This window comes from Stenotrophomonas sp. Ps181 (assembly GCF_025697425.1).
GTDB lineage: Bacteria > Pseudomonadota > Gammaproteobacteria > Xanthomonadales > Xanthomonadaceae > Stenotrophomonas > Stenotrophomonas sepilia.
Map to the genome: position 1 here is coordinate 716,752 of NZ_JAHWBI010000001.1, position 22,533 is coordinate 739,284.

A 22,533-nucleotide genomic window follows, 5' to 3' on the forward strand; every position below is an offset into this window, starting at 1 on the left:
GCCACCCATGGGGTGGCTCTGCTTCGCCCTGGTAGAGCCACCCCATGGAGGGCTGCACCAGATTGCGGTGGCTGCGCGATCTATCAGGCGCCCAATGCTTCGGGCAGCAGGGCGTCGACGAAGGCTTCCGGATCGAACACACGCAGGTCTTCCGGACGCTCGCCGATACCGGCGAAGCGGATCGGAATACCGAACTCGCGGGCCAGCGCGAACACCACGCCGCCCTTGGCAGTGCCGTCCAGCTTGGTCACCACCAGGCCGGTCACGTTCACTGCGGCATTGAACTGGCGCAGCTGCGACAGCGCGTTCTGGCCGGTGGTGCCGTCGATCACCATCAGCACTTCGTGCGGGGCGGTGGGGTCGATCTTGCCGAGCACGCGGCGGATCTTGCCCAGCTCGTTCATCAGCCCGGACTGGGTGTGCAGGCGGCCGGCGGTATCGGCGATCAGCACCGAGGTGCCGCGGGCCTTGCCGGCCTGCAGCGCGTCGAATGCCACCGAAGCGGCATCGGCGTTCTGCCCCTGTGCGACCACGGCCACGCCGTTGCGCTCGCCCCAGGCCTGCAGCTGGGCCACGGCGGCGGCGCGGAAGGTATCGCCGGCAGCCAGCATCAGGCTGTGGCCGTCATCCTTGAAGCGCTTGGCCAGCTTGCCGATGGTGGTGGTCTTGCCGACGCCGTTGACGCCGACGGTGAGCACCACGAAGGGCTTGGCGTTGCGGTCGATCACCAGCGGCTTGGCCACCGGCTGCAGGATCGCGATCAGCTCGGCGCGCAGCGCGGCCAGCAGCGCATTGGCGTCGGCGAACTCGCGCGACTTCATGCGCTTGCGCAGGCCCTCGACCAGATCGGTGGTGGCGCCCACGCCGACGTCGGCGGTGATCAGGGCGGTTTCCAGCTCGTCCAGCAGATCGTCGTCGAGCTTGGGGTTGCGCGAGAACAGGCCGCCGAAGCTGCGCGCGATGACGCTGTTGCGCAGGCGTTCGCGCCAGCCGGGCTTGCCAGCGGGCGCCGGCGGGGCATCCACCAGCGCCGGCAGGTCGGTGGCCGGGGCGGTTGGTTCCTCGACCGGAATGACCGGAGCCAGAGGGGCCAGCACAGCGGCCGCAGCGAGCGCTTCAGCCTGGACGTCCTCGGACGCGGTGGCCGGCTGCGCAGCTGGCACGGCAGGCACTTCGGCGACGGGGGCCTGTACGGCGACGGGGGCCGGTTCCGGTGCAGGCGCCGGTGCCTTGGCTTCGACCACCGAGGCGGTGGGTGCGTCCTCGGCCGGGGCGGCCGACGGGAACGCCGCCGCCAGCTCTTCAGCCGAGTAGTGCTGGGTCTTGGGTGCCTCCGTGGTGGGGGCATCCTGGGGCTTCTTGCGGCGGAAAAAACTGAGCATTGGCAAAAGGCGCTGAAATCAGGGGGATATGCTACCACTCGGGCCTGTCGGGCCGATGTGGACTCAAGGTCGCGGCCGGCCGGCCGTTAACCGGTCCGGAGGGTTGCGCGGAGCGGCCCGGAGACCGCCATGAACAACGTGATGGGAATCGCCCTAGGCGGGATGCGTGCGGCCCAGCAAGGCGTGCAGGTGGCCGCGCACAACGTGGCCAACCTGGCGACTCCCGATGCCCAGCGCGTGCAACAGCTGCGAAGTGAGGCGGAGCAGGGCGGGGTGCAGGCCGCGGTGACCCCGGCCGGCGCCGATGCCGGCGCGCCATTGGGGGACCTGCTGGCGGCGAAAGCCGAGGTGGTGGCCTTCGCCGCCAATGCCTCGGTGATACGCCGCCAGGACCAGTTGCTGGGTTCGCTGCTGGATCGGAAAGCCTGAGCAACACCGCATTGGCAGGTGCCAACCGCTGCCCCTGGTGGGTGCCAACCTTGGTTGGCACGCAGACCCCCCTGGTAGGTGCCAACCTTGGTTGGCACTCATGGAGCAGTCGAGCATGGCTCGCCCCTACAAACGCGCGTGAACCAGGGTTGGCCTCCATCAGGACGCTGCCCGGCACCCGATCTGTCGATCAGGCCGACAACTCCAGCAGCAGCTTGTTCAGGCGCGCCACATAGGCACCCGGGTCCTTCAGGCTGTCACCGGCGGCCAGCGCGGCCTGGTCGAACAGCACCCGGCCGAGGTCGTCGAAGCGCGCGCCATCGGCTTCGGCGTCGAGCTTGGCGATCAGCGGATGGCCCGGGTTGATCTCCAGCACCGGCTTGCTGTCCGGCACCTTCTGCCCGCTGGCTTCCAGGATCTGGCGCATCTGCAGGCCCAGGTCCTGCTCGCCGATGGCCAGCACCGCCGGCGAATCGGTCAGGCGGTGCGACACGCGCACCTCGGCCACTTCGTCACCCAGGACCGTCTTGAGCCGCTCGACCAGGCCCTGCTTGTCCTTCGCTGCCGCTTCCTGTGCCTGCTTGTCCGCATCGGTTTCCAGTGCGCCCAGGTCGAGATCGCCACGGGCGATGTCGACGAAGCCCTTGCCGTCGAAATCGGTCAGGTAGCCCATCAGCCACTCGTCGATGCGGTCGGTCAGCAGCAGCACTTCCACGCCCTTCTTGCGGAACACTTCCAGGTGCGGACTGTTGCGCACCTGGCTGTAGCTCTCGCCGGTCAGGTAATAGATCTTGTCCTGGCCTTCGGTCATGCGGCCGATGTAGTCGGCCAGCGACACGGTCTGCGCATCACCGTCGCCACGGGTGGAGGCGAAGCGCAGCAGCCCGGCCACCTTCTCGCGGTTGTTATAGTCCTCGGCCGGGCCTTCCTTCAGCACCTGGCCGAATTCCTTCCAGAATGTGGCGTACTGCTCGGGCTTGTCGGTGGCCAGCTTCTCCAGCATGTCCAGCGAGCGCTTGGTCAGCGCCGATTTCATCGAGTCGATGACCGGGCCGGACTGCAGGATCTCGCGCGAGACGTTCAGCGACAGGTCGTTGGAATCGACCACGCCCTTGATGAAACGCAGGTACAGCGGCAGGAACTGCTCGGCCTGGTCCATCACGAACACGCGCTGCACGTACAGCTTCAGGCCCTTGGGCGCATCGCGGTGGTACAGGTCGAACGGCGCGCGGCCGGGCACGTACAGCAGCGAGGTGTATTCCAGCTTGCCTTCGACCTTGTTGTGGCTCCATGCCAGCGGGTCGCTGTGGTCGTGCGCCACGTGCTTGTAGAACTCGGTGTACTCGGCGTCGCTGATCTCGGTGCGCGGGCGGGTCCACAGCGCGCTGGCGCGGTTGACGGTCTCCCACTCGACGGCGGCGCCTTCTTCGCCTTCCTTCGGCATCTGGATCGGCAGGCCGATGTGGTCGGAGTACTTCTTGAGGATGCTGCGCAGGCGCCAGCCATCGGCGAAGTCGTGCTCGCCGTCCTTCAGGTGCAGCACGATGCGGGTACCGCGCTCGGCCTTGTCCACGGTGGCCACTTCGAAATCGCCTTCGCCACGCGAGGTCCAGCGCACGCCTTCGGCTGCAGCCAGGCCGGCGCGGCGCGAGGTCACTTCCACTTCGTCGGCGACGATGAAGGCGCTGTAGAAGCCGACGCCGAACTGGCCGATCAGCTGCGAATCCTTCTTCTGGTCGCCGGACAGCTGCCGCAGGAAGTCGCCGGTGCCGGACTTGGCGATGGTGCCGAGGTGGGCGATGGCTTCGGCGCGGCTCATGCCAATGCCGTTGTCTTCGATGGTGATGGTGTGGGCGGCGGCGTCGAAGCTGACGCGCACGCGCAGTTCGCTGTCGCCTTCCAGCAGCGCCGGCTGGGTCAGGGCCTCGAAGCGCAGCTTGTCGGCGGCGTCGGCGGCGTTGGAGACCAGCTCGCGCAGGAAGATTTCCTTGTTGGAGTACAGCGAGTGGATCATCAGCTGCAGCAGCTGCTTGACTTCGGTCTGGAAGCCAAGGGTTTCGGTCTGGGTGGTCTCGGTCATCGATAGGGCTCCATGTGCAATGCCGCGCCAGCGCGTGCGGCCTCGCCAAGGGGTATGGCTGATTGTCCCGAAATCAAGGGGTTGGTCGGCAGGGCTTGCAGCCCTGCACCCGCCGGGGCCGAAGCAACAGCAACAGCAATAGCAACAGCGGGCTATCCTTGGGATGGCGGGGTGGTGTGGATTGGCAGGACACGCCGTAAACCTGTCCATGGGGGCTCGATGGCGCCATCCATGGCGCCAACGGTCCTGCCAACCCACACCGCCCCGCCTCTGACAGGTTCACTCGGCTGTTGGTAGGTGCCGACCGTTGGTCGGCACATCTGTCAGATATCGAATGAATTCATTCGTGCCGACCAACGGTCGGCACCCACGAGAGCAGAAAGCCGTTCCGACAGATCGCAGGAAACTGTCGAAGGCGGGGTGGGTCCGGTTGCGGGGGCGTGAGCGCCATGGATGGCGCGACCGAGCCTCCATGGACGGATTCACGGCGTCCCCCGCAACTGGACCCACCCCGCCAACCCACAGGAATCCAGCTTTTGCCGTTGCTTCGGCCGTTGCCGTGGCTTCGACGGGTGCCGGGCAAAGCCCAGCCGAACTACAATCCCGCTCATGCTGAAATTCTCGAATGAACCCCGCCGGGGGCGCCGGTGAGCGGCCGCGGGGGCAATGACGGCCAGGTCCGCATCATCGGCGGTCGCTGGCGCAATACCCGCCTGCCGGTGCCGACCCTGCCGGGGTTGCGACCCAGCAGCGACCGCGTGCGCGAAACCCTGTTCAACTGGCTGATGCCCAAGCTGGGCGGGGCGCGGGTGCTGGACCTGTTCGCCGGCAGCGGCGCATTGGGCCTGGAAGCGGTCTCGCGCGGTGCCGCCCACGCCACCCTGGTCGAGCGCGATGCGCAGCTGGGACGCAACCTGACCACCGCCGTCGCCAAGCTGCAGGCCGTGGACCAGATCACCGTCGTGCAGGCCGATGCCCTGCGCTGGCTGCAGGGCGCGCCCGCGCAGCAGGCCGATCTGGTGTTCATCGACCCGCCTTTCGCCGATGGCCTGTGGCAGGACGTGCTGGCCCAGCTGCCGCGGCACCTGGCAGCCGACGCCTGGCTGTACCTGGAATCGCCGGCCGGCCACGTGCCGGTGCTGCCGCCAGACTGGCTGCTGCACCGCGAGGGCGGCACCCGCGAGGTGCGCTTTGCCCTGTACCGCCGTGCCACTGCTACACTTTGACCTCATCTGAACATCTGCTACCGCCCATGACCGTGGCCAACCGCCGCATCGCCGTCTATCCCGGCACGTTCGACCCGATCACCAACGGTCACATCGACCTTGTGAGCCGGGCCGCGCCGCTGTTCGAAAAGGTCGTGGTCGGCGTGGCGCAGAGCCCGTCGAAGGGCCCGGCGCTGCCGCTGGAGCAGCGCGTGCAGCTGGCGCGGGGCGCGCTGGGCCACCATGGCAACGTCGAGGTCATCGGCTTCGATACCCTGCTGGCCCATTTCGTACGCTCGGTCCAGGGCGGGGTGCTGCTGCGCGGCCTGCGCGCGGTGTCCGACTTCGAGTACGAATTCCAGATGGCCAGCATGAACCGCCACCTGATCCCCGAGGTCGAGACCCTGTTCCTGACCCCGGCCGAGCAGCACAGCTTCATTTCGTCCTCGCTGGTCCGCGAGATCGCGCGCCTGGGCGGCGACGTGTCCGGTTTCGTGCCGGCCGCGGTGCTCGAAGCCCTGCGCAAGGTCCGCGAAGCGAAGGCGGCACAGCAGTAAGTCCGCAGTACCGGCACCCCATTACGTACACCACCACGCACCATTCCGGGAGGAAACCCATGAACACCACCATGCGCGCGATGCTGATCGCTTCGTTGGCCCTGGCCTTCACCGCCTGCAAGAAGGAAGAGGCCGCTCCGGTCGACGAAGCCAAGCAGGCCCTGGTCGCTCCGGCCAAGGATGACGATGCCGGCTGGAAGAAGTACCTGCAGGAAGTGGCGATCCAGAACATGGGCAACATCACCAACAGCCCGTTCCTGTATTACCTCTCGCCGGAATCGGACCCGGACTTCCAGGCCAAGTACGAGCGCCAGACCGAGAGCGCGACCCAGGCCGTGGCCCGTGGCGTGCAGCCGGGCAACATGCTGGCCTTCGGTTCGTCGGCCTCGGGCAAGATGGCTGACATGATCCAGGCCGTGTTCAAGGACGTGTCGCCGGATTCGATGAAGGGCGTGCGCGTCGTCTTCATCGGCCAGTCGGCCGACAACGCCCGCGTGCAGGCGGCGATCCAGCCGACCGGCGCCGAGTACATTTTCGTCGAAGCCAAGTAATACCGAGCCATGGCGGCCATGCCCCGGCATGGCCCGGGCGGCGTCCCGCAAGGGTGCCGCTGATGACCTGACCGGCCCGCGCGCCCGCGCTGGCCGGTCCTTTGTCCCAAGGCGCGGGCGAGGAGTATCGCCATGTCGCTGAAAATCAACGAGCTCTGCGTCAACTGCGACGTCTGCGAGCCGGCCTGCCCGAACCAGGCCATTGCGATGGGTGAAACCATCTACGTGATCGACCCTGCCCGCTGCACCGAGTGCGTGGGCCATTTCGACGAACCACAGTGCGTGGTCGTCTGCCCGGTCGAGTGTATCGACCCGGATCCGGAGATCGTGGAAACGGAAGACCAGCTGCTGGCCAAGCTGCGCCAACTGCAGCACGATCACCCCGAACTCTACGCGGAGCCCCCATCCGAATGAAGACGCTGATCGTCCGCCGCTTGTTGCTGCTCGGCCTGCTGCTGAGCCCGGTTGCCTGGGCCGACGGCCCGGCCCGTGCCGAACGCCCCGATGGCGCGGCAATTGCCAGCGGCCACGCGCTGGCCACCCAGGCCGGCATCGATATCCTGGCGCAGGGCGGCAACGCCTTCGACGCGGCGGTGGCGGTATCGTCCACGCTGGCGGTGGTCGAGCCGATCAGCTCCGGGCTGGGCGGTGGCGGCTTCTTCCTGCTGCATGACGCGGCTACCGGCAAGGACGTGATGCTGGACGCGCGCGAGACCGCGCCGGCGGCGGCCACGCCGCAGGCCTTCCTCGACAAGCAGGGCAACCTCGACCGCGACCGCTCGGTCAACGGTGCGTGGTCGGCCGGCATCCCGGGCCTGCCCGCAGCGCTGGTCGAACTGTCGGCCAGGCACGGCAAGCTGCCGTTGTCGGCCTCGCTGCAGCCGGCCATCCGCATCGCACGCGAAGGTTTTCCGGTGTACGAGCGCATGGCCAAGGGCTACGCGTCGCGCCGTGAAGTGATGGAGCGCTATCCCGGCACGCGTGAAGTCTATCTGCGCAACGGCAAGCCGATCGCCAGCGGTGACCTGTTCAAGCAGCCGGAGCTGGCGCAGACGCTGGAGCGCCTGGCCGCTGGAGGTTTCGACGGCTTCTACAAGGGCCAGACCGGAAAGCTGTTGCTGGCGGGCGTCAGGCAGGCCGGCGGCAGGTGGACCGCCGAAGAGCTGGCCGGCTATCGCGTGAAGCAGCGCGAGCCGATCGTGTTCAACTACAACGGCTGGAAGATCACCACCGCGCCGCCGCCGTCGTCCGGTGGCATCGCGCTGGCCAGCATGCTGCAGATCCTGGAAGGCTGGGACATCAGGAAGATGGATCCGGCGCACCGTACCCACCTGGTGGTGGAGTCAATGCGCCGCGCCTACCGCGACCGTACGTTCTTCCTCGGCGATCCGGACTTCGTGCAGATCCCGCAGAAGGTGCTGACCAGCAAGGACTACGCACAGGGCCTGCGCGCGACCATCCATCCGGAGAAGGCCACGCCCAGCGACCTGCTGTCGGGCAACCCGACGCCGCTGGAGGACGACGAGACCACGCACTTCTCGATCATCGACCGCGACGGCAACCGCGTCGGCGCCACCCAGACCGTCAACCTGCTGTACGGCTCGGGGCTCATTCCCAAGGGCACCGGCGTGCTGCTGAACAACGAAATGGACGATTTCGCGCTGAAGCCGGGTACGCCCAATGCCTTCGGCGTGATGGGCTACGAGGCCAATGCGCCGAAGCCGGGCAAGCGCATGCTCAGCTCGATGACGCCGACCTTCATGGAAAACAGCGACAAGGTGATCGTGCTGGGCACTCCGGGTGGCAGCCGCATCATCACCATGGTGCTGCTGGGCATCCTCGGCTACGACGCCGGCCTGGACGCGCAGCAGGTTGCCGCGCTGCCGCGCTACCACCACCAGTGGCTGCCGGACCTGATCGAAGCCGAGGACGATGCGTTCGACGCGGCGACGGTGAAGCAGCTGCAGGCGATGGGCCACAGGATCGACCTGCCGGGCAATGTCGCCGCCGGCGGTCGCGGTTCCAGCCACGTGTGGGGCAACCTGCAGACCGTGGAATGGGACCGCAAGGCGAACAAGCTGTTCGGCGGCAGCGACCCGCGCAATCCGGTGGGCAGTGCCCAGGTCGTGCCGGCCCACTGATGTGGTGGTGCCGGCCACTGGCCGGCAATCTGGCAGATCACCAGGACCCCGCCCACCAGCGGGGTTTCCTGTTTCCTTTCTAGCGATTATTTAACGGTCCGGCGCCGATAATCGACGCATGAAACTCTGGTCTATTCGTGGAAACTCGCAGCGCCTGGACGGCGGCGCGATGTTCGGCAACGCGCCGCGCGCGTTGTGGGAAAAATGGGCGGCTCCGGACGAGCTCAATCGCATCGAGCTGGCCTGCCGTGCGCTGCTTGCCAGTCCGCTGGAAGGCAAGACAGTACTGTTTGAAACCGGTATCGGTGCGTTCTTCGACCCGCGCATGCGCGAGCGCTACGGCGTGCAGGAAAGCCAGCACGTGCTGATCGATTCACTGCGCGAAGCGGGTTTCGAGCACGAGGACATCGACGTGGTGGTGCTCAGCCACCTGCACTTCGATCATGCCGGTGGCCTGCTTGCCGCATGGAGCGAAGGGCGCGAGCCCGAGCTGCTGTTCCCCAACGCAACCTATGTGGTTGGTGCGCAGCATTGGCAGCGCGCCGTGCAGCCACACCCGCGCGATCGGGCCAGTTTCATTCCTGAGCTGCCCGGCCTGCTGCAGGCCAGTGGCCGCTTGGAAGTGGTGGAGGGGGAGTACTCGAAGGCGCTCGGCCGCAGCGTGCGCTTCAGCTACAGCGATGGGCATACGCCGGGGCTGATGCTGGCCGAGATCGTTGGTCATGCGCATGCCGGTGAAGATGCGCACGGTGGCGTGGTGTTCTGTGCCGACCTCATCCCAGGTCGTTCATGGGTGCACGTGCCGATCACCATGGGCTATGACCGCAATGCCGAATTGCTGATCGACGAGAAGCGGCAGTTCCTTGAAGACAAGCTGGCGCGCAACGTGCGGCTGTTCTTCACCCACGACCCGCAGGTGGCGCTGGCGCAGCTGGGCCGTGATGACAAGGGACGTTTCGTGACCCTGCACGAACAGGGCGAACTGAAGGCGCGCGCGCTGGGCTAATGGCAGAGCCGAGCGTGGGCTCGGCTCTACATCACTCGTCGTTACGACGCCTTCAGGCAGCTGCTCATGAAGGTCTTGCGCGCATCGCCTGCCAGCTTCTTCGCGCCGGCGTCAGCGTTGCACTTGCGCATGCGTTCCTGCTGCGTATTGACCGGCTTGGTTTCGGCGGCCTGGCCACTGAGGCAGGAGCTCTGCGCGGTCTTGTAGGCATCCCCCTTCAAGCCCTTGTTCTTGGCCGAGCATTCGGCCATGCGTTGCTGCTGCGGGGTGGTGGCGTTGGCAGCCAGGGGGAGGCCGGCCAGCAGGACGGCGGCCAGCAGGAAAGAGGCCTTCATCGCGAGCTCCAAGGGGGCGGGTGCGCGGAGCATTCGCCTCCGGCCGGCAAGGCCACGTGAAGAATCACGCATTGGCCACGCCACGTGGTCTGGCGTCCGCACGCAGGGGTGATGCGCACCCGCGAACGCTGGATGTAGGTGGATAACCCCCCTGGGGGATGGATCCGGCCCTGTCGTCGTGGCCAGAGTCCTTCTGCGAAGAAAGGGCTCTGGCCCCCGGTTCCGCCGGATCAGCCGACGCGGGTGCCGAAGATGCGGTCACCCGCGTCGCCCAGTCCGGGCAGGATGTAGCCCTTGTCGTTGAGCTGGGCATCGATGGCCGCCGTGTAGATTTCCACGTCCGGATGCACGGCCTTCACTGCTTCGATGCCTTCGGGCGCGGCCACCAGGAAGATGCCCTTGATGCGACGGGCGCCGGCGCGCTTGAGCATGTCAATGGTGGCGATCAGCGTGCCGCCGGTGGCCAGCATCGGGTCGAGGATCAGTGCGTCGCGCTCTTCCAGGCGGCCGGTCAGGCGCTCGAAGTAGGGCACCGGCTGCAGGGTTTCTTCATCGCGCTGCAGGCCGACCACGCTGACACGGGCCGCCGGGATCAGCGACAGCACGCCGCTGAGCATGCCCAGGCCGGCACGCAGGATCGGCACCACGGTGATCTTGGCGCCGGCAATGCGCTGCACCGTCACCGGGCCGGCCCAGCCGGCCAGGGTGTGCGGCTCGGTATCCAGGTCGGCGGTGGCCTCGTAGGCCAGCAGCGTACCCAGCTCGTTGGCCAGTTCGCGGAAATCCTTGGTGCTGAGCGCAGCGTTGCGCATCAGGCCGATCTTGTGCTGCACCAGCGGGTGGCGCACTTCGACGATCTTCATGGTCGGGAAGGGGAATAGGGAGAGAGGCCGCCATTTTGCCGGATTGGCGGGGCGAAGCCCAAACCGGGCCCGCAGCCGCCGTACATGAAATGTGCAGACGCATGTCACGGCCATGCAACCTTGCGGACATACCGTGCAGACCCATTCTTAACAGGAATGGGGATTCCCAGTGCATATCAAGACTCCGTTGGCCGTTGCCATCACCCTGACCCTGGCAATGGGGGCCGCGGCACCGCTGCAGGCCGCCGGGCAGCAGGCGGTAGCCGCCACCGGCGCCGTGGCGGCCGACGCGGTCGACCTTGATCGAATCGAGGTGCGCGCCCAGCTCGAATCGCAGATCCGCGCGGTCGACCTCAAGCGCGGCAGCGACGCCATCGAAGACGCGGTGTCCTCCGATGCCCTGGGCCAGTACCCGGACAAGAACGTGGCCGAATCACTGCAGCGCCTGCCGGGCATCAGCGTGACCCGTGACCAGGGCGAGGGCCGTTTCGTGGTCATCCGTGGCCTGGACGCCAATCTCAACAGCGTCAGCGTGGATGGCATTGCCGTGGGCACGCCGGAGGATTCCAGCCGTGCCGCGCCGCTGGACGTGATTCCCTCCGATTCCACCGAACGCCTGCGCGTGGTGAAGTCGCCGACCCCGGACATGCCCGGCGATGCCATCGGCGGTGCTGTGCTGGTGGAATCGGCCTCGGCCTTCGACCGCGACGGTCGCAGCCTGCGTGGCAAGATCGAGGGCAGTCATCAGCAGCTGTCCGGCGAGACCAGCCCGAAGGCGGCCTTCAACTACAGCGAAGTGTTCAACGACACCTTCGGCGTGGCGCTGGGCGTGAACTACCAGAAGCGCAGGTTCGAGTCGGACAACACCGAAGTGGAGTACGACGGCGAGGACGATGCCGCCGCCGGTGACGTGACCGCGATCAACCTGCAGCACCGCAAGTACGAGATCGAGCGCAAGCGCATCGGCGCCAACCTCAACCTCGACTGGCGGCCGGACGAAGACAGCAGGTACTACCTGCGCACGCTGTACAGCCAGTTCGACGATGCGGAGACCCGCCAGCGCGTGATCTTCAACTTCGACGACGCGACGATGGTCAAGACCGGCACCGACCAGTACCGCCTGGATGGCATGCCGAAGGATTCGATCGACAAGCGCATGCGCTACCGCACCAAGAAGGAAAACACCTTCGCGGCCAGCCTGGGCGGCGAGAACAAGTTGACCAACGCCGTGGTCGATTACCGGATCGGCTACACCCGTACCGAAGAGCGCGTGAACGACGAGATGGAGGCGCGCTTCAAGCTCAACGGCAAGGCGTTCAACGGCAGCCTGGACCAGAGCAGCCGGCTGCCCAGCTACAGCTTCGACAACCCGCAGTGGCTGGACAACAGCAACTACGCGTTCGACCGCTTCGTGCTTTCGCCCAAGCAGGTGAACGACAAGGAGCACAGCGCGCAGGTCAACGTGCGCTTCGACGGCGACAGCAGCAGCATCAAGTTCGGTCTGCTGGGCCGCTGGCGCGACCGCGACGTGAATGTGGATGAGCGCGAACTGCGCGTCGGCCCGAAGGTGGCGCTGTCGGGCTGGACCACTTCCTCGCCCGAACATCGCCACGGCAACTTCGGCGATGGCATGGATTCGGCTGCGATGCGTGCCTTCTGGGCGGCCAATGGCAGCCAGTACAGCGCCCGCCCGCAGGACGTCGGCGGCAATGCGATGACGTCGCTGGAAGAGGATTACGTGGCCAGCGAGGACATCTTCGCCAGCTACGCCATGGGAACCTGGGACGTGGGCGCGCTGCGCATCATCGGCGGCGTGCGCGTGGAGAACACCCGCTTCAAGGCGGTCGGCAACCAGGTGGACGTGGCGGCGAACGGCCGCAGCTTCACTGTTGCCCCGCGCGTGGCCAACAGTAGCTACACCAACGTGCTGCCGGGCCTGCACCTGCGCTATGACGCGGCCGATGACTGGGTGCTGCGCGCCTCGGCCAACAAGACCGTATCGCGCCCGTCCTTCGGCGACGTCTCGCCGCGCGTGGGTTACAGCCGCGGTGACGAGGAAGTGCGCCTGGGCAACCCGGAACTGGATCCGTACGAGTCGAAGAACATCGACCTGTCGGTGGAGAAGTACATCGGCAGCAGCGGCATCGTTTCGCTGGGCCTGTTCCACAAGTCGATCGATGGCTACATCGTCGAAACCGTGCGCACCAATGATCCGGCCTACGGTGGATTCGATGTGACGCAGCCGATCAACGGTCGCAAGGCCACCGTGCGTGGTGCGGAGTTCAACTGGCAGCAGCAGCTGGCCTTCCTGCCGGACGGCCTGGATGGCCTGCTGGTCGGCGCCAGTGGCACCTGGCTGGATACGAAGTTCGATGCCGGCATCGAGGACCGTGCGGGCGAGGACTTCACCCTGCCACGCGCCTCCAGGCACGTCTACAGCGCACACATCGGCTACGAGAAGTACGGCTTGAGCACGCGCCTGGCGGCCGTGTACCGCAGCGAGTACCTGGACAGCATCGGCAAGGGGCGCGCATTCGACATCTACGTGGCACCCAACACCCAGCTCGATTTCTCGCTTGACTACAAGTTCACTCCGCGCGTGAGCGTGTACTTCGAAGCGCAGAACCTGCTGGACAAGCCATTGGAGCTTTACCAGGGCACCCGTTCGCGCACCCTGCAGATGGAAGAGTACGGCCGCACCTATGCGCTGGGCCTGAAGGTGGCGCTGTGAGGGGGCGGGGCGTCACCGTCCTGGCCGCCGCGCTGGCAGCTGCGCTGGTCGCCGGCTGCACGCCGGCCACCGGCACCGATCCGGTTGCGGGAGCGGCCGCGCCGGCCGCCGGGGGCGAGCGCGTGGTCACCACCATCGCCGAGGCCTTCCTGTCACCGATGACCCCGGCCGACAACATCGATTCCCCCGCGGCCTGGCGCGCGCCGGACGGCGCGCTGTGGCTGATCGCCACCGCCAAGGCCACCGACAAGCTGGTGGTCTACGACGGCAGCACCGGACAGCACCTGCGTGACGTCGGCAGCAGCGGCACCGCACCGGGGCAGTTCGACCGCCCAAACGGTATCGCGGTGATCGACGACCTGCTGTGGATCGTGGAGCGCGACAATCACCGCGTGCAGGTACTGCGCCTGCCGGACTTCACGCCGCTGGCGACGTTCGCTGCGGACGACCTGCGCAAGCCTTACGGACTGTGGGTCGACCGTCGTGCCGATGGCTACAGCGTCTACGTCACCGACTCCTGGGACAACGGCGAGGATGCACAGGGGCATGACATCCTGCCGCCGCTGGCCGAGCTGGACAAGCGCGTGCGCCAGTATCACGTGACCCGCGATGGCGAGAAGGTCGACGCGAAGCGGGTGGCCAGCATCGGCGATACCACCGAGGCGGGAGCGCTGCGCGTGGTCGAGTCGATCTGGGGCGATCCCGAGAACGACCGCCTGCTGATCGCCGAAGAGGACGAGAGCTACGCCAGCGAGTTCAAGGTCTACACCCTGGCGGGCCGCTTCACCGGCACCACCTTCGGCCGCGACGTGTTCAAGGCGCAGGCCGAAGGCGTGACCCTGCGCACCTGCGGCAAGGATGGCTGGTGGATCACCACCGAACAGGGCAAGCAGCGCAGCGTGTTCCATCTGTTCGACCGGCACACGCTGAAGCCGGTTGGCGCGTTCCAGGGCAATACCGTGGCCAACACCGACGGCATCTGGATGATGCAGCAAGCCAGCACGCGCTTCCCGCACGGTGCGCTGTATGCCGTGCATGACGACCAGGGCGTGGTGGCGTTCGACTGGGAGAGCATCGCCAAGCAGCTGGCGCTGCCGCTGGAGTGTGGCGCATGAGTCGGCAGTGCGTGATGCGCACGCTGGCCCTGGGTCTGCTGCTGGCGCTGCCGTCGCTGTCGTTCGCGGCGGCCGAACCGAATACCCAGGTGCCGGCGGGCAGCCGCCACTACGCAGCGACGACGGTGCCGGACCGCATCGTCGTCTCGCCGGCGGCCGATTCCAGCCAAGGCTTCGCGGTGGCCTGGCGCACCGACGGCAGCGTGCAGGCGCCGTTGATGGAGATCGCGCTGGCCGCAGATTCGCCGGCCATCGAAGGCATCCGCCAGGTCCGTGCGACGACCCGCGCGCTGCAGACCGAGAACGGCCTGTCGCACCACCATCGTGCAGATATCGATGGCCTGCAGCCGGATACCCAGTACGTCTACCGTGTGCAGGGCAACGGCAGTTGGAGTGCATGGAACCAGCTGCGCACGCTGGCCGCCGCCGACCAGCCGCTGACCCTGCTGTACTTCGGTGATACCCAGAACAAGAACGTCAGCCATGTCAGCCGCGTGGTGCGTGCCGCACAGAAGGCCGCACCGCAGGCACGCATGAGCCTGTTTGCCGGCGACCTGGTCAGCGGCGGCGACAACATGGATGACAGCGAGTGGGGAGAATGGTTTGCCGCCGTCGGCTGGCTGGCGCAGGAAACGCTGGTGGCGCCGGCCATCGGCAACCACGAGTACTTCGAGGAATTCGAGGACACCCCGCAGGAGCGCCGCGTGCTGGGCCGCCACTGGCCGGTCACGTTCGCGTTGCCGGGCAATGGTGCCAGCGCTGCGCAGCAGACCAGCTACTGGTTCGATGCGCAGGGCGTGCGCGTGGCTGTGGTAGACGGCACATCGGCACTCGACCTCGGCACCGCCACGGCACAGGCACAATGGCTGGACAAGGTGCTGACCGGCAATCCCCAGCCGTGGACCATCGTGTTGCTGCACCAGCCGTTCTACTCGCCGCGCGAAGGGCGCGAGAACGCCGCGTTGCGTGACGTGCTGCTGCCGGTGGTACGCCGCCACAACGTCGATCTGGTGCTGCAGGGCCACGACCACACCTATGGCCGCCGTGGCGAAGGGCAGGCCGCAACGCCGCAGTACGTGGTGACTGTAGCGGGACCGAAGCAGTACCGCCTGTCCGATGAAGCGCGCAGGACGATGAACCCAGTGGCCGAAGACACCCAGTTGTTCCAGGTGTTGAACATCGACCCGCAGCGCCTGCGCTATGAAGCGCGCACCGTGACCGGCCGTCTCTACGATGCCTTCGAACTGCGCCGCGATGCCAAGGGGGGAAAGCAGCGCATGGAGCTGACCGAAGGCCGCATCGCACCGCGCGACTGCCCGCGTGCGCAGACCGCCAAGGGTCGCGCCGATCGCTGCTGGGAATGAGGAGAGGCCGATGATCACGCCCCGTCGCATCCTTCCTCTCGCTGCCATCGGCGCCGCACTGCTGTTGCTGACCAGTGTGGTGACCGCTGCCGATACCGTGCTGCATCCATTCCTGGTGGCCCAGCCAAGGGAAGCCCCGCGGGAAGTGAATCTGGCGGTGGAGATTCCGGCCGGCAGCGTCACCAAGTACGAGATCAAGGAAGACGGCCTGGTGCATGTGGACCGCTTCCAGTCCATGCCGGTCGCCTATCCGGCCAATTACGGCTCGATCCCACGCACCCTGGCCGGTGACAATGATCCGCTGGATGCGCTGGTGCTGACCCGCGAGCCCCTGTATCCGGGCGTGATCGTGCGTTTCCGGCCCGTCGGTTACCTGAAGATGATCGACGGCGGCGAGCACGATGAGAAAATCATCGGCGTACCGACCGACAGGGTTGACCCGACCTACGCGGCTGTCCGCGATCTGGAGGATCTGCCGGAGGTCGAGCGTCAGCGCATCGAGGCCTTCTTCCGGGTCTACAAGGAGCTGCCGGCGGGGCGCAATCCGGTGCAGCTCAATGGCTGGGGCAACGCGGCCGAAGCGCGTGCGCTGATCAGCGAGGCGATGCAGCGCTTCGGCAAGTAGATCCATGCCACGCGTGGATGGTCTGGCGCGCGCATCTCCTTCACTGCCCCTGGCTATCATGTCCGCCTTCAACAACGGGGGCGGTGTCTGTGTCGGTAGCATTGGTATGGTTCCGCCGTGATCTGCGGCTGCAGGACAATCCGGCCCTGCAGGCCGCGCTGGACGCGGGCCACGATGTGGTGCCGGTCTACGTCCACGCGCCGCACGAGGAGGGCGGGTGGGTGCCGGGTGCGGCCTCCGATGCGTGGCGCCACCGTTCACTGGGCGCCTTGGATGCCGACCTGCGCACGCGCGGCTCGTCGTTGGTGCTGCGCAGCGGTGACAGCCTGCCGGCCCTCCAATTGCTGGTCGAGCAGACCGGCGCCGAGGCGGTGTACTGGAACCGCAAGTACGAGCCGGCCACCCAGCCTCGCGACGCCACCATCAAGCGCACGCTGCGCGAGCAGGGCGTCGACGCGCAGAGCTGCAATGGCAGCCTGTTGTTCGAGCCCTGGGACATTGCGACCCAGCAGGGACAGCCGTACAAGGTGTTCACGCCGTACTGGCGCAACGTGCTCAGTCATTGGCGCCTGCCGGCACTGCAGGCCGCACCGGAGGCACTGACGACGCACGCGGTCGACAGCCTCGCACTTGATGATCTCCAGCTTGCACCGACGCTGGATTGGGATACCGGCTTCTGGGAGTACTGGCAGCCGGGCGAAGCCGGTGCGCTGGAGGCGCTGTCGGTGTTCGAGGACGGTGCCTTGCGCGGTTACCGCGAGCAGCGAGACCTGCCCGACCGTGTGGGCACCTCGCGGATGTCTCCGCACCTGCATTTCGGTGAGATCGCACCGTGGCGCATCGCGCATGCGCTGGAAACACTGCGCAGTGCCGGCACCGATGCCGACATCGACGGCTATCTGCGGCAGCTGGGCTGGCGTGATTTCGCCTACCACCTGTTGCATCACTTTCCGAAGACGCCCACGGACAACCTCAATCCGCGTTTCGACCGCTTCCCTTGGGCGGCGCCGACTGCAGCGCAACTGCACGACTGGCAGCGCGGCAACACCGGCGTGCCGATCGTTGATGCCGGACTGCGCGAGCTGTGGCACACCGGCTACATGCATAACCGGGTGCGGATGATCGTCGCCAGTTACCTGTGCAAGCACCTTCGCGCGCACTGGCTGCATGGCGCGCGCTGGTTCTGGGACACCCTGGTCGATGCCGATCTGGCGAACAACACGATGGGCTGGCAATGGGTGGCCGGGACCGGCGCCGATGCCGCGCCGTACTTCCGGGTGTTCAACCCGGTCACCCAGGCCGAGAAGTTCGATCCGCAGGCCCGCTACATCAGCCGCTGGGTGCCCGAGCTGGCGGCACTGCCGGTGAAGGCGCGGTTTGCGCCGTGGCAGCATCCTCTGCTCCTGGCCGCACACGCACCTGGCTATCCACGCACGCCGATGGTGGGCCTGGCTGAGGGCCGCGATGCTGCGCTGGCGGCATACCGCCAGTCGGGGGCGGGGTAAAGGGGGACCCGAGCGATCCGGTCAGTTAGCTGAACGCGGCCCTGTCGGCGCACCGGATCATCATCCCGACATCGCATTCGGCTGTTTATCCTCTCTGCGCCCGCAAGCCGCCGGCCGACCGGAAACAAAGGAGAACCTCATGATCCGCAACACCACCCGCAACGTCGCACTGGCCCTGATGAGTGCGGCCGTCCTGTCGGCCTGCGCCACCGGCGGCTCCTATGTGCAGAGTGACCAGTACGGTAACCCGACCGAACAGCAGAACCGGACCGGCCGCAACGCGCTGATCGGTACCGCCATCGGCGTGGCGGCCGGCCTGCTGACCGGCGACAGTGCTACCGAGCGGCGCCAGCACGCGCTGATCGGTGCCGGTATCGGCGCACTCAGCGGTGCCGCCGTCGGCCAGTACCAGGATCGCCAGGAACGCGCACTGCGCGAGCGCACCGCCAACACCGGCATCGATGTGCAGCGCCAGGGCGACAACATCATGCTGAACCTTCCGGACGGCATCACCTTTGACTTCGGCAAGGCGACCCTGAAGCCGCAGTTCTATGGTTCGCTCAACGGCGTGGCCGGTACGCTGCGGGAGTATAACCAGACCATGATCGAAGTGGTTGGCCACACCGACAGCATCGGCAGCGACGCGGTCAACAACCGCCTGTCGAAGGAACGCGCCGACTCGGTCGCGCAGTACCTGATCGGCCAGGGCGTGCAGAGCGTGCGTATCGAAACCCTGGGCGCCGGCAAGGCTTACCCGATTGCCGACAACAGCACCGATGCCGGCCGCGCCAAGAACCGCCGCGTCGAGATTCGGGTGATTCCGCTCAAGCAGTAACGCGTAGCGTTACTGCTTGAGCCGGTCCGGCCATCGGCCGGAACGAAAATGCCGCCCTTGCAGGCGGCATTTTTGTGGGTGCCGAGCGTTGCTCGGCACGCCGACAGCGCATGCAGAGTCGAGCCGCGCTCGACTTCCTCTGTAAGCCATGCCGACCAAGGTCGGCATCTACCAGGAGATGGATAGGCGCTCTTGTTGCAGGTTACGCCGCCGAAGCCGCCACCTTCTCCAGGATCCGCTTGCCACTGCTTTCCAGCGCGGCATCTTCCTGTGCCTTCTGCTGCTGTGCCAGCTTCGCGCCCGGGCACTGCGCCAGCATGTAATTGGCATCGAAGTTGAGCTTCTCGACCAGGAAGTCGACAAACGCACGCACCTTCGGCGAGACCAGGCGGCCGCCGGCGAACACGGCATTGAAGTCCACTTCCGGGCCGGTCCAGCCGGCCAGCACGCGGCGCACCATGCCCGATTCGACGAACGGCTTGGCCATCACATCACCGGTCAGCAGCAGGCCTTCGCCACAGACCAATGCACCATTCAACGCAGACATGTCGTTGGCGGTCATCAGCGGGGTGACCGGGAAGTCGCGCAGTTCGCCGCCGTTCTCGCCCAGCTGCCAGGTGAAGCGCGGCGAGTTGCCGGTATGGTACGGCTTGCGCATCGCCAGGATGCGATGGAACTGCAGCTCTTCCGGATGCAGCGGTTCGCCATAGCGCTCAATGTAGGCCGGACTGGCGAACACCTGCGTGCGCAGGCTGCCCAGCTTGCGCGCGACCAGGTTGGAATCGGGCAGGGCACCCACGCGCAGCGCCAGGTCCGCTTCACCGGCAATCAGGTCCAGCTTCTCGTTGCCCATGTGCATGTCCAGGCGGATCTCTGGATACTGCGCATGGAACTGGCCCAGCAGCGGGGCGATCCAGGTGATGCCGATCGAGTAGGGCACGGTGAAGCGCAGCCAGCCGCGCGGGCCGGACTGCAGCTGGCTCACCGCGCTTTCGGCCTCTTCAAGCTCGCGTGCGATGCGCTGGCAGTGTTCGTGGTAGATCGAACCGGCTTCGGTCAGGCCGAGGCGGCGCGTGGTCCGGTGCAGCAGGCGCGCACCCAGGCGCGTTTCCAGCTCCTGCACTTTGCGGCTGACCGTGGTCTTGGGCAGGCCGAGCGATTTGGCAGCGGCAATGAAGCTGCCTTGCTCGACCACTTTGACGAAGATCAGCGTCTCGTTGAGATCGTGGGACATGGTCGGGGATCCTGGACGTCGGGGATGGGACAATCGTGACAGAACGATTGGACCGGGAGCGGGATGATTATTCCCCTTAATCAGGACTAATCAAGTAAAGGTTTGAGGTCTATCGTGGCGCCATTCGTTAATTGGAGCCCGTCCGCCATGAGCCTGCGCAACATTCTTGCCCGACTCCGGAACGCCGGCCAGAACACCCTGGACCTGGCGATGACCGTCGAAGCCCGTCCGAGTTCCTTGGTACACAAGGACTTTCGTGAGTTTACCGCGCCCATGCGTCAGCAGCGTGGCGGTGCCATCCGCCTGGTCCCGCACAAGGGCGATCGCCTGCGTCGGATCGGGACTATCCCGGATTTGGGAGGAAATGTCCCGTGAATGGGATACTGACGCCCGAAGTCCTGGTCCTTGGCGGTACCGGTGCCGTCGGCCAGGGCGTGGTCGGCGCTTTGCTGGAAGCCGGCAGCCCGGTGCTGGTGGTTGGCCGCGATCCGGGCCGGCTGGCCGCGCTGCGTGAGCAGTTCGCGGATGAGCCCGGACTGGAGACGCTGCTGGGTTCGCTCAGCGATGACGACTCGGCACGCGCGCTGGCCGAACGCATCGCGCAGCGCCCGCGCCCGCTGGCGGCAGTGATCGCTGCGATGGGTGGCCCCTACCGTCGCGGCCGGGTGACCGACCGCAACGGCGATGAACTGCTGGGCGCGATGCAGGCCGATCTGATGCCGCACGTGCACGCCGTGCGCCACCTGTTGCCGCTGCTGCAGGACAACGTGCACGCGCGTCGCTACGTGATGATCGGCAGCCCGGCCAACGCCAAGCCCTGGGCGGGCTACGGCGAGACCTCGATCACCACCGCCGCACTGCGCATGTATGCGCAGGTGGTGCACCAGGAAGCGCAGGCGCTGGGCGTGCGCGCGCAGATGCTGGAAGTGTGCAGCCCGGTGTGTACCCCGGCCAACGCGGCCAATGCCTGCATCGAGTGGCCCAGCTCGCTGCTGGTCGGTCGTCGTGTGGTCTCCCTGCTTGATGGGTGCCGCGACAACCGCGCCATCGTCCGCTGCGACAGCAGCGATGCCGAATTGCCGCGTGGCCTGCTGCACCTGGAAGTTCCTCCGCTGTGGCGCGACACCGCAGGCATCGCTTGACCTCAACCATGGTTGAGGTCGCAGTATTCGCCGCCGATTTTTGCAACACGTTCTCATATAGCTGTACCACCCCTCCGTACGGATGCATGCCATGACTTCCCCCAATACCACCCCACATCGTTTCGGCCATCGCATTGCGATGGCCGGCGTGTCGATCCTCGCCGCGGCCGTGCTTGCGGCCTGCAGCGGCGGCCATGCCGAAGAAGGCGGTGCACCGCCGCCGCCGCAGGTCAGCGCCGCGCCGGTGCTGGTCAAGCAGGTCAGCCAATGGGACGAGTTCAGCGGCCGCGTCGAAGCGGTACAGAGCGTTGAGCTGCGTCCGCGCGTGTCCGGCTACATCGACAAGGTCAACTATGTCGAAGGCCAGGAAGTGAAGAAGGGCGAAGTGCTCTTCACCATCGACGCGCGCAGCTACCAGGCCGAGTACGATCGGGCGGCCGCCGAACTGGCCCGCGCCCGTACCCAGGCCACGCTGGCCCGCAGCGAGTCCGAGCGCGCCAAGCGGCTGTCCGAGCAGCAGGCGATCTCCACCGAGACCGCCGAGCAGCGCCGTGCCGCTGCCGACCAGTCCGGCGCCGCCGTGCAGGCCGCGCAGGCAGCATTGGATGCAGCCCGCCTCAATCTTGAGTTCACCAAGGTGCGGGCACCGATCGACGGCCGTGCCGGCCGCGCGATGGTCACCGCCGGCAACCTTGTCACCGCCGGCGACAGCGCCAGCGTGCTGACCACGCTGGTCTCGCTGGACACCGTGTTCGTCTACTTCGATGCCGACGAAAGCACCTTCCTGCGCTACGCCCAGATGGCACGCAAGGGCGAGCGCCCGAGCGAGCGTGACAGCGCGCTGCCGGTGAAGGTCGGCCTGTCCGGTGAAGAAGGCTACCCGCACACGGGCAAGGTCGACTTCCTCGACAACCAGGTGGCCCGCAGCACCGGCACCATCCGCGTCCGTGCGCTGCTGGACAACGCCGACCGCCAGTTCACGCCGGGCCTGTTCGCCCGCGTGCAGCTGCTCGGCAGCGGCCAGTTCCAGGCCATGCTGATCGATGACAAGGCCGTGCTGACCGACCAGGACCGCAAGTACGTCTACGTGGTCGACAAGGATGGCAAGGCCCAGCGCCGCGACATCCAGCTCGGCCGCACCGCCGACGGCCTGCGTATCGTCGAGCACGGCCTGGCCGCCGGTGACAAGGTGATCATCGACGGCGTGCAGAAGGTCTTCATGCCGGGCATGCCGGTGCAGGCCAAGGCGGTGGCGATGCAGCCACAGCCGGCGCCGGCACCGGGCCGCGATGCCACCGCTGCCCTGAAGCACTGATCCGCCGGCTCCTGATCCGCGTCCCCGCTTAGCTGCCGGCGCCAGCGGCAGCCTCCCCTGCCTTCGTCATCCCGGCGAGGGGCAGGGTGGCTGTTGCCCGCCGAACGCCTTTCCCAGG

At 66.8% G+C, this 22,533-nt stretch carries 21 protein-coding genes; 16 read left to right on the plus strand and 5 right to left on the minus strand.

Annotated elements, in window-relative coordinates:
- Positions 1 to 83: 83 nt before the first annotated feature.
- Positions 84 to 1,382, minus strand: a complete 1,299-nt coding sequence (ftsY, locus tag KXV01_RS03425) for a signal recognition particle-docking protein FtsY (RefSeq protein WP_049413467.1) — start codon at positions 1,380 to 1,382, stop codon at positions 84 to 86.
- 129 nt (positions 1,383 to 1,511) lie between these two features.
- Between ftsY and KXV01_RS03430 the strand changes: the two genes are divergently transcribed.
- Complete coding sequence (locus tag KXV01_RS03430; protein ID WP_049413464.1) at positions 1,512 to 1,811, plus strand: hypothetical protein; 300 nt, start codon at positions 1,512 to 1,514, stop codon at positions 1,809 to 1,811.
- 190 nt (positions 1,812 to 2,001) lie between these two features.
- On the opposite strand, the gene htpG is transcribed toward KXV01_RS03430, so the two are convergent.
- Entirely contained in the window at positions 2,002 to 3,891 is a 1,890-nt protein-coding gene (htpG, locus tag KXV01_RS03435; protein ID WP_049413463.1) for a molecular chaperone HtpG, read from the minus strand.
- A gap of 647 nt (positions 3,892 to 4,538) precedes the next feature.
- Here htpG and rsmD point away from each other — a divergent pair.
- From rsmD to KXV01_RS03465, 6 genes are all read left to right on the plus strand, one after another.
- On the plus strand, positions 4,539 to 5,117 hold the full coding sequence (gene rsmD, locus KXV01_RS03440) for a 16S rRNA (guanine(966)-N(2))-methyltransferase RsmD (RefSeq protein WP_099495498.1): 579 nt from the start codon (positions 4,539 to 4,541) through the stop codon (positions 5,115 to 5,117).
- A 26-nt stretch (positions 5,118 to 5,143) separates the two neighbouring features.
- Positions 5,144 to 5,653: a pantetheine-phosphate adenylyltransferase gene (coaD, locus tag KXV01_RS03445; RefSeq protein WP_049413313.1), complete on the plus strand. Its 510-nt coding sequence runs from the start codon at positions 5,144 to 5,146 to the stop codon at positions 5,651 to 5,653.
- A gap of 59 nt (positions 5,654 to 5,712) precedes the next feature.
- Positions 5,713 to 6,204, plus strand: coding sequence for a hypothetical protein (locus KXV01_RS03450; RefSeq protein WP_005409092.1), 492 nt, complete (start codon positions 5,713 to 5,715; stop codon positions 6,202 to 6,204).
- Positions 6,205 to 6,336: 132 nt separating this feature from the next.
- The gene (locus KXV01_RS03455; protein WP_004153175.1) at positions 6,337 to 6,618 is read left to right on the plus strand and encodes a YfhL family 4Fe-4S dicluster ferredoxin; all 282 of its coding nucleotides are present in this window, start codon (positions 6,337 to 6,339) and stop codon (positions 6,616 to 6,618) included.
- Complete coding sequence (gene ggt / locus KXV01_RS03460) at positions 6,615 to 8,345, plus strand: gamma-glutamyltransferase (protein ID WP_099486946.1); 1,731 nt, start codon at positions 6,615 to 6,617, stop codon at positions 8,343 to 8,345. Before KXV01_RS03455 ends, ggt begins: the two co-directional genes overlap by 4 nt.
- 118 nt (positions 8,346 to 8,463) lie before the next feature.
- Entirely contained in the window at positions 8,464 to 9,351 is an 888-nt protein-coding gene (locus KXV01_RS03465) for an MBL fold metallo-hydrolase (protein WP_019661213.1), read from the plus strand.
- Between the two features lie 41 nt (positions 9,352 to 9,392).
- On the opposite strand, the gene KXV01_RS03470 is transcribed toward KXV01_RS03465, so the two are convergent.
- Positions 9,393 to 9,686 carry a PsiF family protein gene (locus KXV01_RS03470; protein WP_049413317.1) on the minus strand — a complete coding sequence of 98 codons (294 nt, stop codon included), beginning with the start codon at positions 9,684 to 9,686 and terminating at the stop codon, positions 9,393 to 9,395.
- A 230-nt stretch (positions 9,687 to 9,916) separates the two neighbouring features.
- Positions 9,917 to 10,549, minus strand: coding sequence for a uracil phosphoribosyltransferase (upp, locus tag KXV01_RS03475; protein ID WP_005416149.1), 633 nt, complete (start codon positions 10,547 to 10,549; stop codon positions 9,917 to 9,919).
- A gap of 169 nt (positions 10,550 to 10,718) precedes the next feature.
- Between upp and KXV01_RS03480 the strand changes: the two genes are divergently transcribed.
- From KXV01_RS03480 to KXV01_RS03505, 6 genes are all read left to right on the plus strand, one after another.
- Complete coding sequence (locus KXV01_RS03480) at positions 10,719 to 13,280, plus strand: TonB-dependent receptor (RefSeq protein WP_111097085.1); 2,562 nt, start codon at positions 10,719 to 10,721, stop codon at positions 13,278 to 13,280.
- Complete coding sequence (locus KXV01_RS03485; RefSeq protein WP_099495495.1) at positions 13,277 to 14,395, plus strand: phytase; 1,119 nt, start codon at positions 13,277 to 13,279, stop codon at positions 14,393 to 14,395. The genes KXV01_RS03480 and KXV01_RS03485 overlap by 4 nt, the downstream gene beginning before the upstream one ends.
- A gap of 14 nt (positions 14,396 to 14,409) precedes the next feature.
- Positions 14,410 to 15,759, plus strand: coding sequence for a metallophosphoesterase family protein (locus KXV01_RS03490; protein ID WP_239666654.1), 1,350 nt, complete (start codon positions 14,410 to 14,412; stop codon positions 15,757 to 15,759).
- 10 nt (positions 15,760 to 15,769) lie between these two features.
- Positions 15,770 to 16,384: an inorganic diphosphatase gene (locus tag KXV01_RS03495; RefSeq protein WP_049414421.1), complete on the plus strand. Its 615-nt coding sequence runs from the start codon at positions 15,770 to 15,772 to the stop codon at positions 16,382 to 16,384.
- A gap of 89 nt (positions 16,385 to 16,473) precedes the next feature.
- Positions 16,474 to 17,889, plus strand: coding sequence for a deoxyribodipyrimidine photo-lyase (locus KXV01_RS03500; RefSeq protein WP_099591106.1), 1,416 nt, complete (start codon positions 16,474 to 16,476; stop codon positions 17,887 to 17,889).
- Between the two features lie 139 nt (positions 17,890 to 18,028).
- Positions 18,029 to 18,724: an OmpA family lipoprotein gene (locus KXV01_RS03505; RefSeq protein ID WP_005416156.1), complete on the plus strand. Its 696-nt coding sequence runs from the start codon at positions 18,029 to 18,031 to the stop codon at positions 18,722 to 18,724.
- Positions 18,725 to 18,926: 202 nt separating this feature from the next.
- Here the strand turns inward: KXV01_RS03505 and KXV01_RS03510 are convergent, their stop codons facing one another.
- The gene (locus tag KXV01_RS03510) at positions 18,927 to 19,958 is read right to left on the minus strand and encodes a LysR family transcriptional regulator (RefSeq protein WP_005416157.1); all 1,032 of its coding nucleotides are present in this window, start codon (positions 19,956 to 19,958) and stop codon (positions 18,927 to 18,929) included.
- A 147-nt stretch (positions 19,959 to 20,105) separates the two neighbouring features.
- On the opposite strand from KXV01_RS03510, the gene KXV01_RS03515 reads away from it, so the two are divergent.
- The 3 genes from KXV01_RS03515 to KXV01_RS03525 all read left to right on the plus strand — a co-directional run bounded on the left by KXV01_RS03515 (position 20,106) and on the right by KXV01_RS03525 (position 22,415).
- On the plus strand, positions 20,106 to 20,333 hold the full coding sequence (locus KXV01_RS03515) for a hypothetical protein (protein WP_049414419.1): 228 nt from the start codon (positions 20,106 to 20,108) through the stop codon (positions 20,331 to 20,333).
- Positions 20,330 to 21,100: an SDR family NAD(P)-dependent oxidoreductase gene (locus tag KXV01_RS03520; protein WP_099494588.1), complete on the plus strand. Its 771-nt coding sequence runs from the start codon at positions 20,330 to 20,332 to the stop codon at positions 21,098 to 21,100. Before KXV01_RS03515 ends, KXV01_RS03520 begins: the two co-directional genes overlap by 4 nt.
- Before the next feature lie 91 nt (positions 21,101 to 21,191).
- Entirely contained in the window at positions 21,192 to 22,415 is a 1,224-nt protein-coding gene (locus tag KXV01_RS03525; RefSeq protein WP_099494589.1) for an efflux RND transporter periplasmic adaptor subunit, read from the plus strand.
- Positions 22,416 to 22,533: the final 118 nt, after the last annotated feature.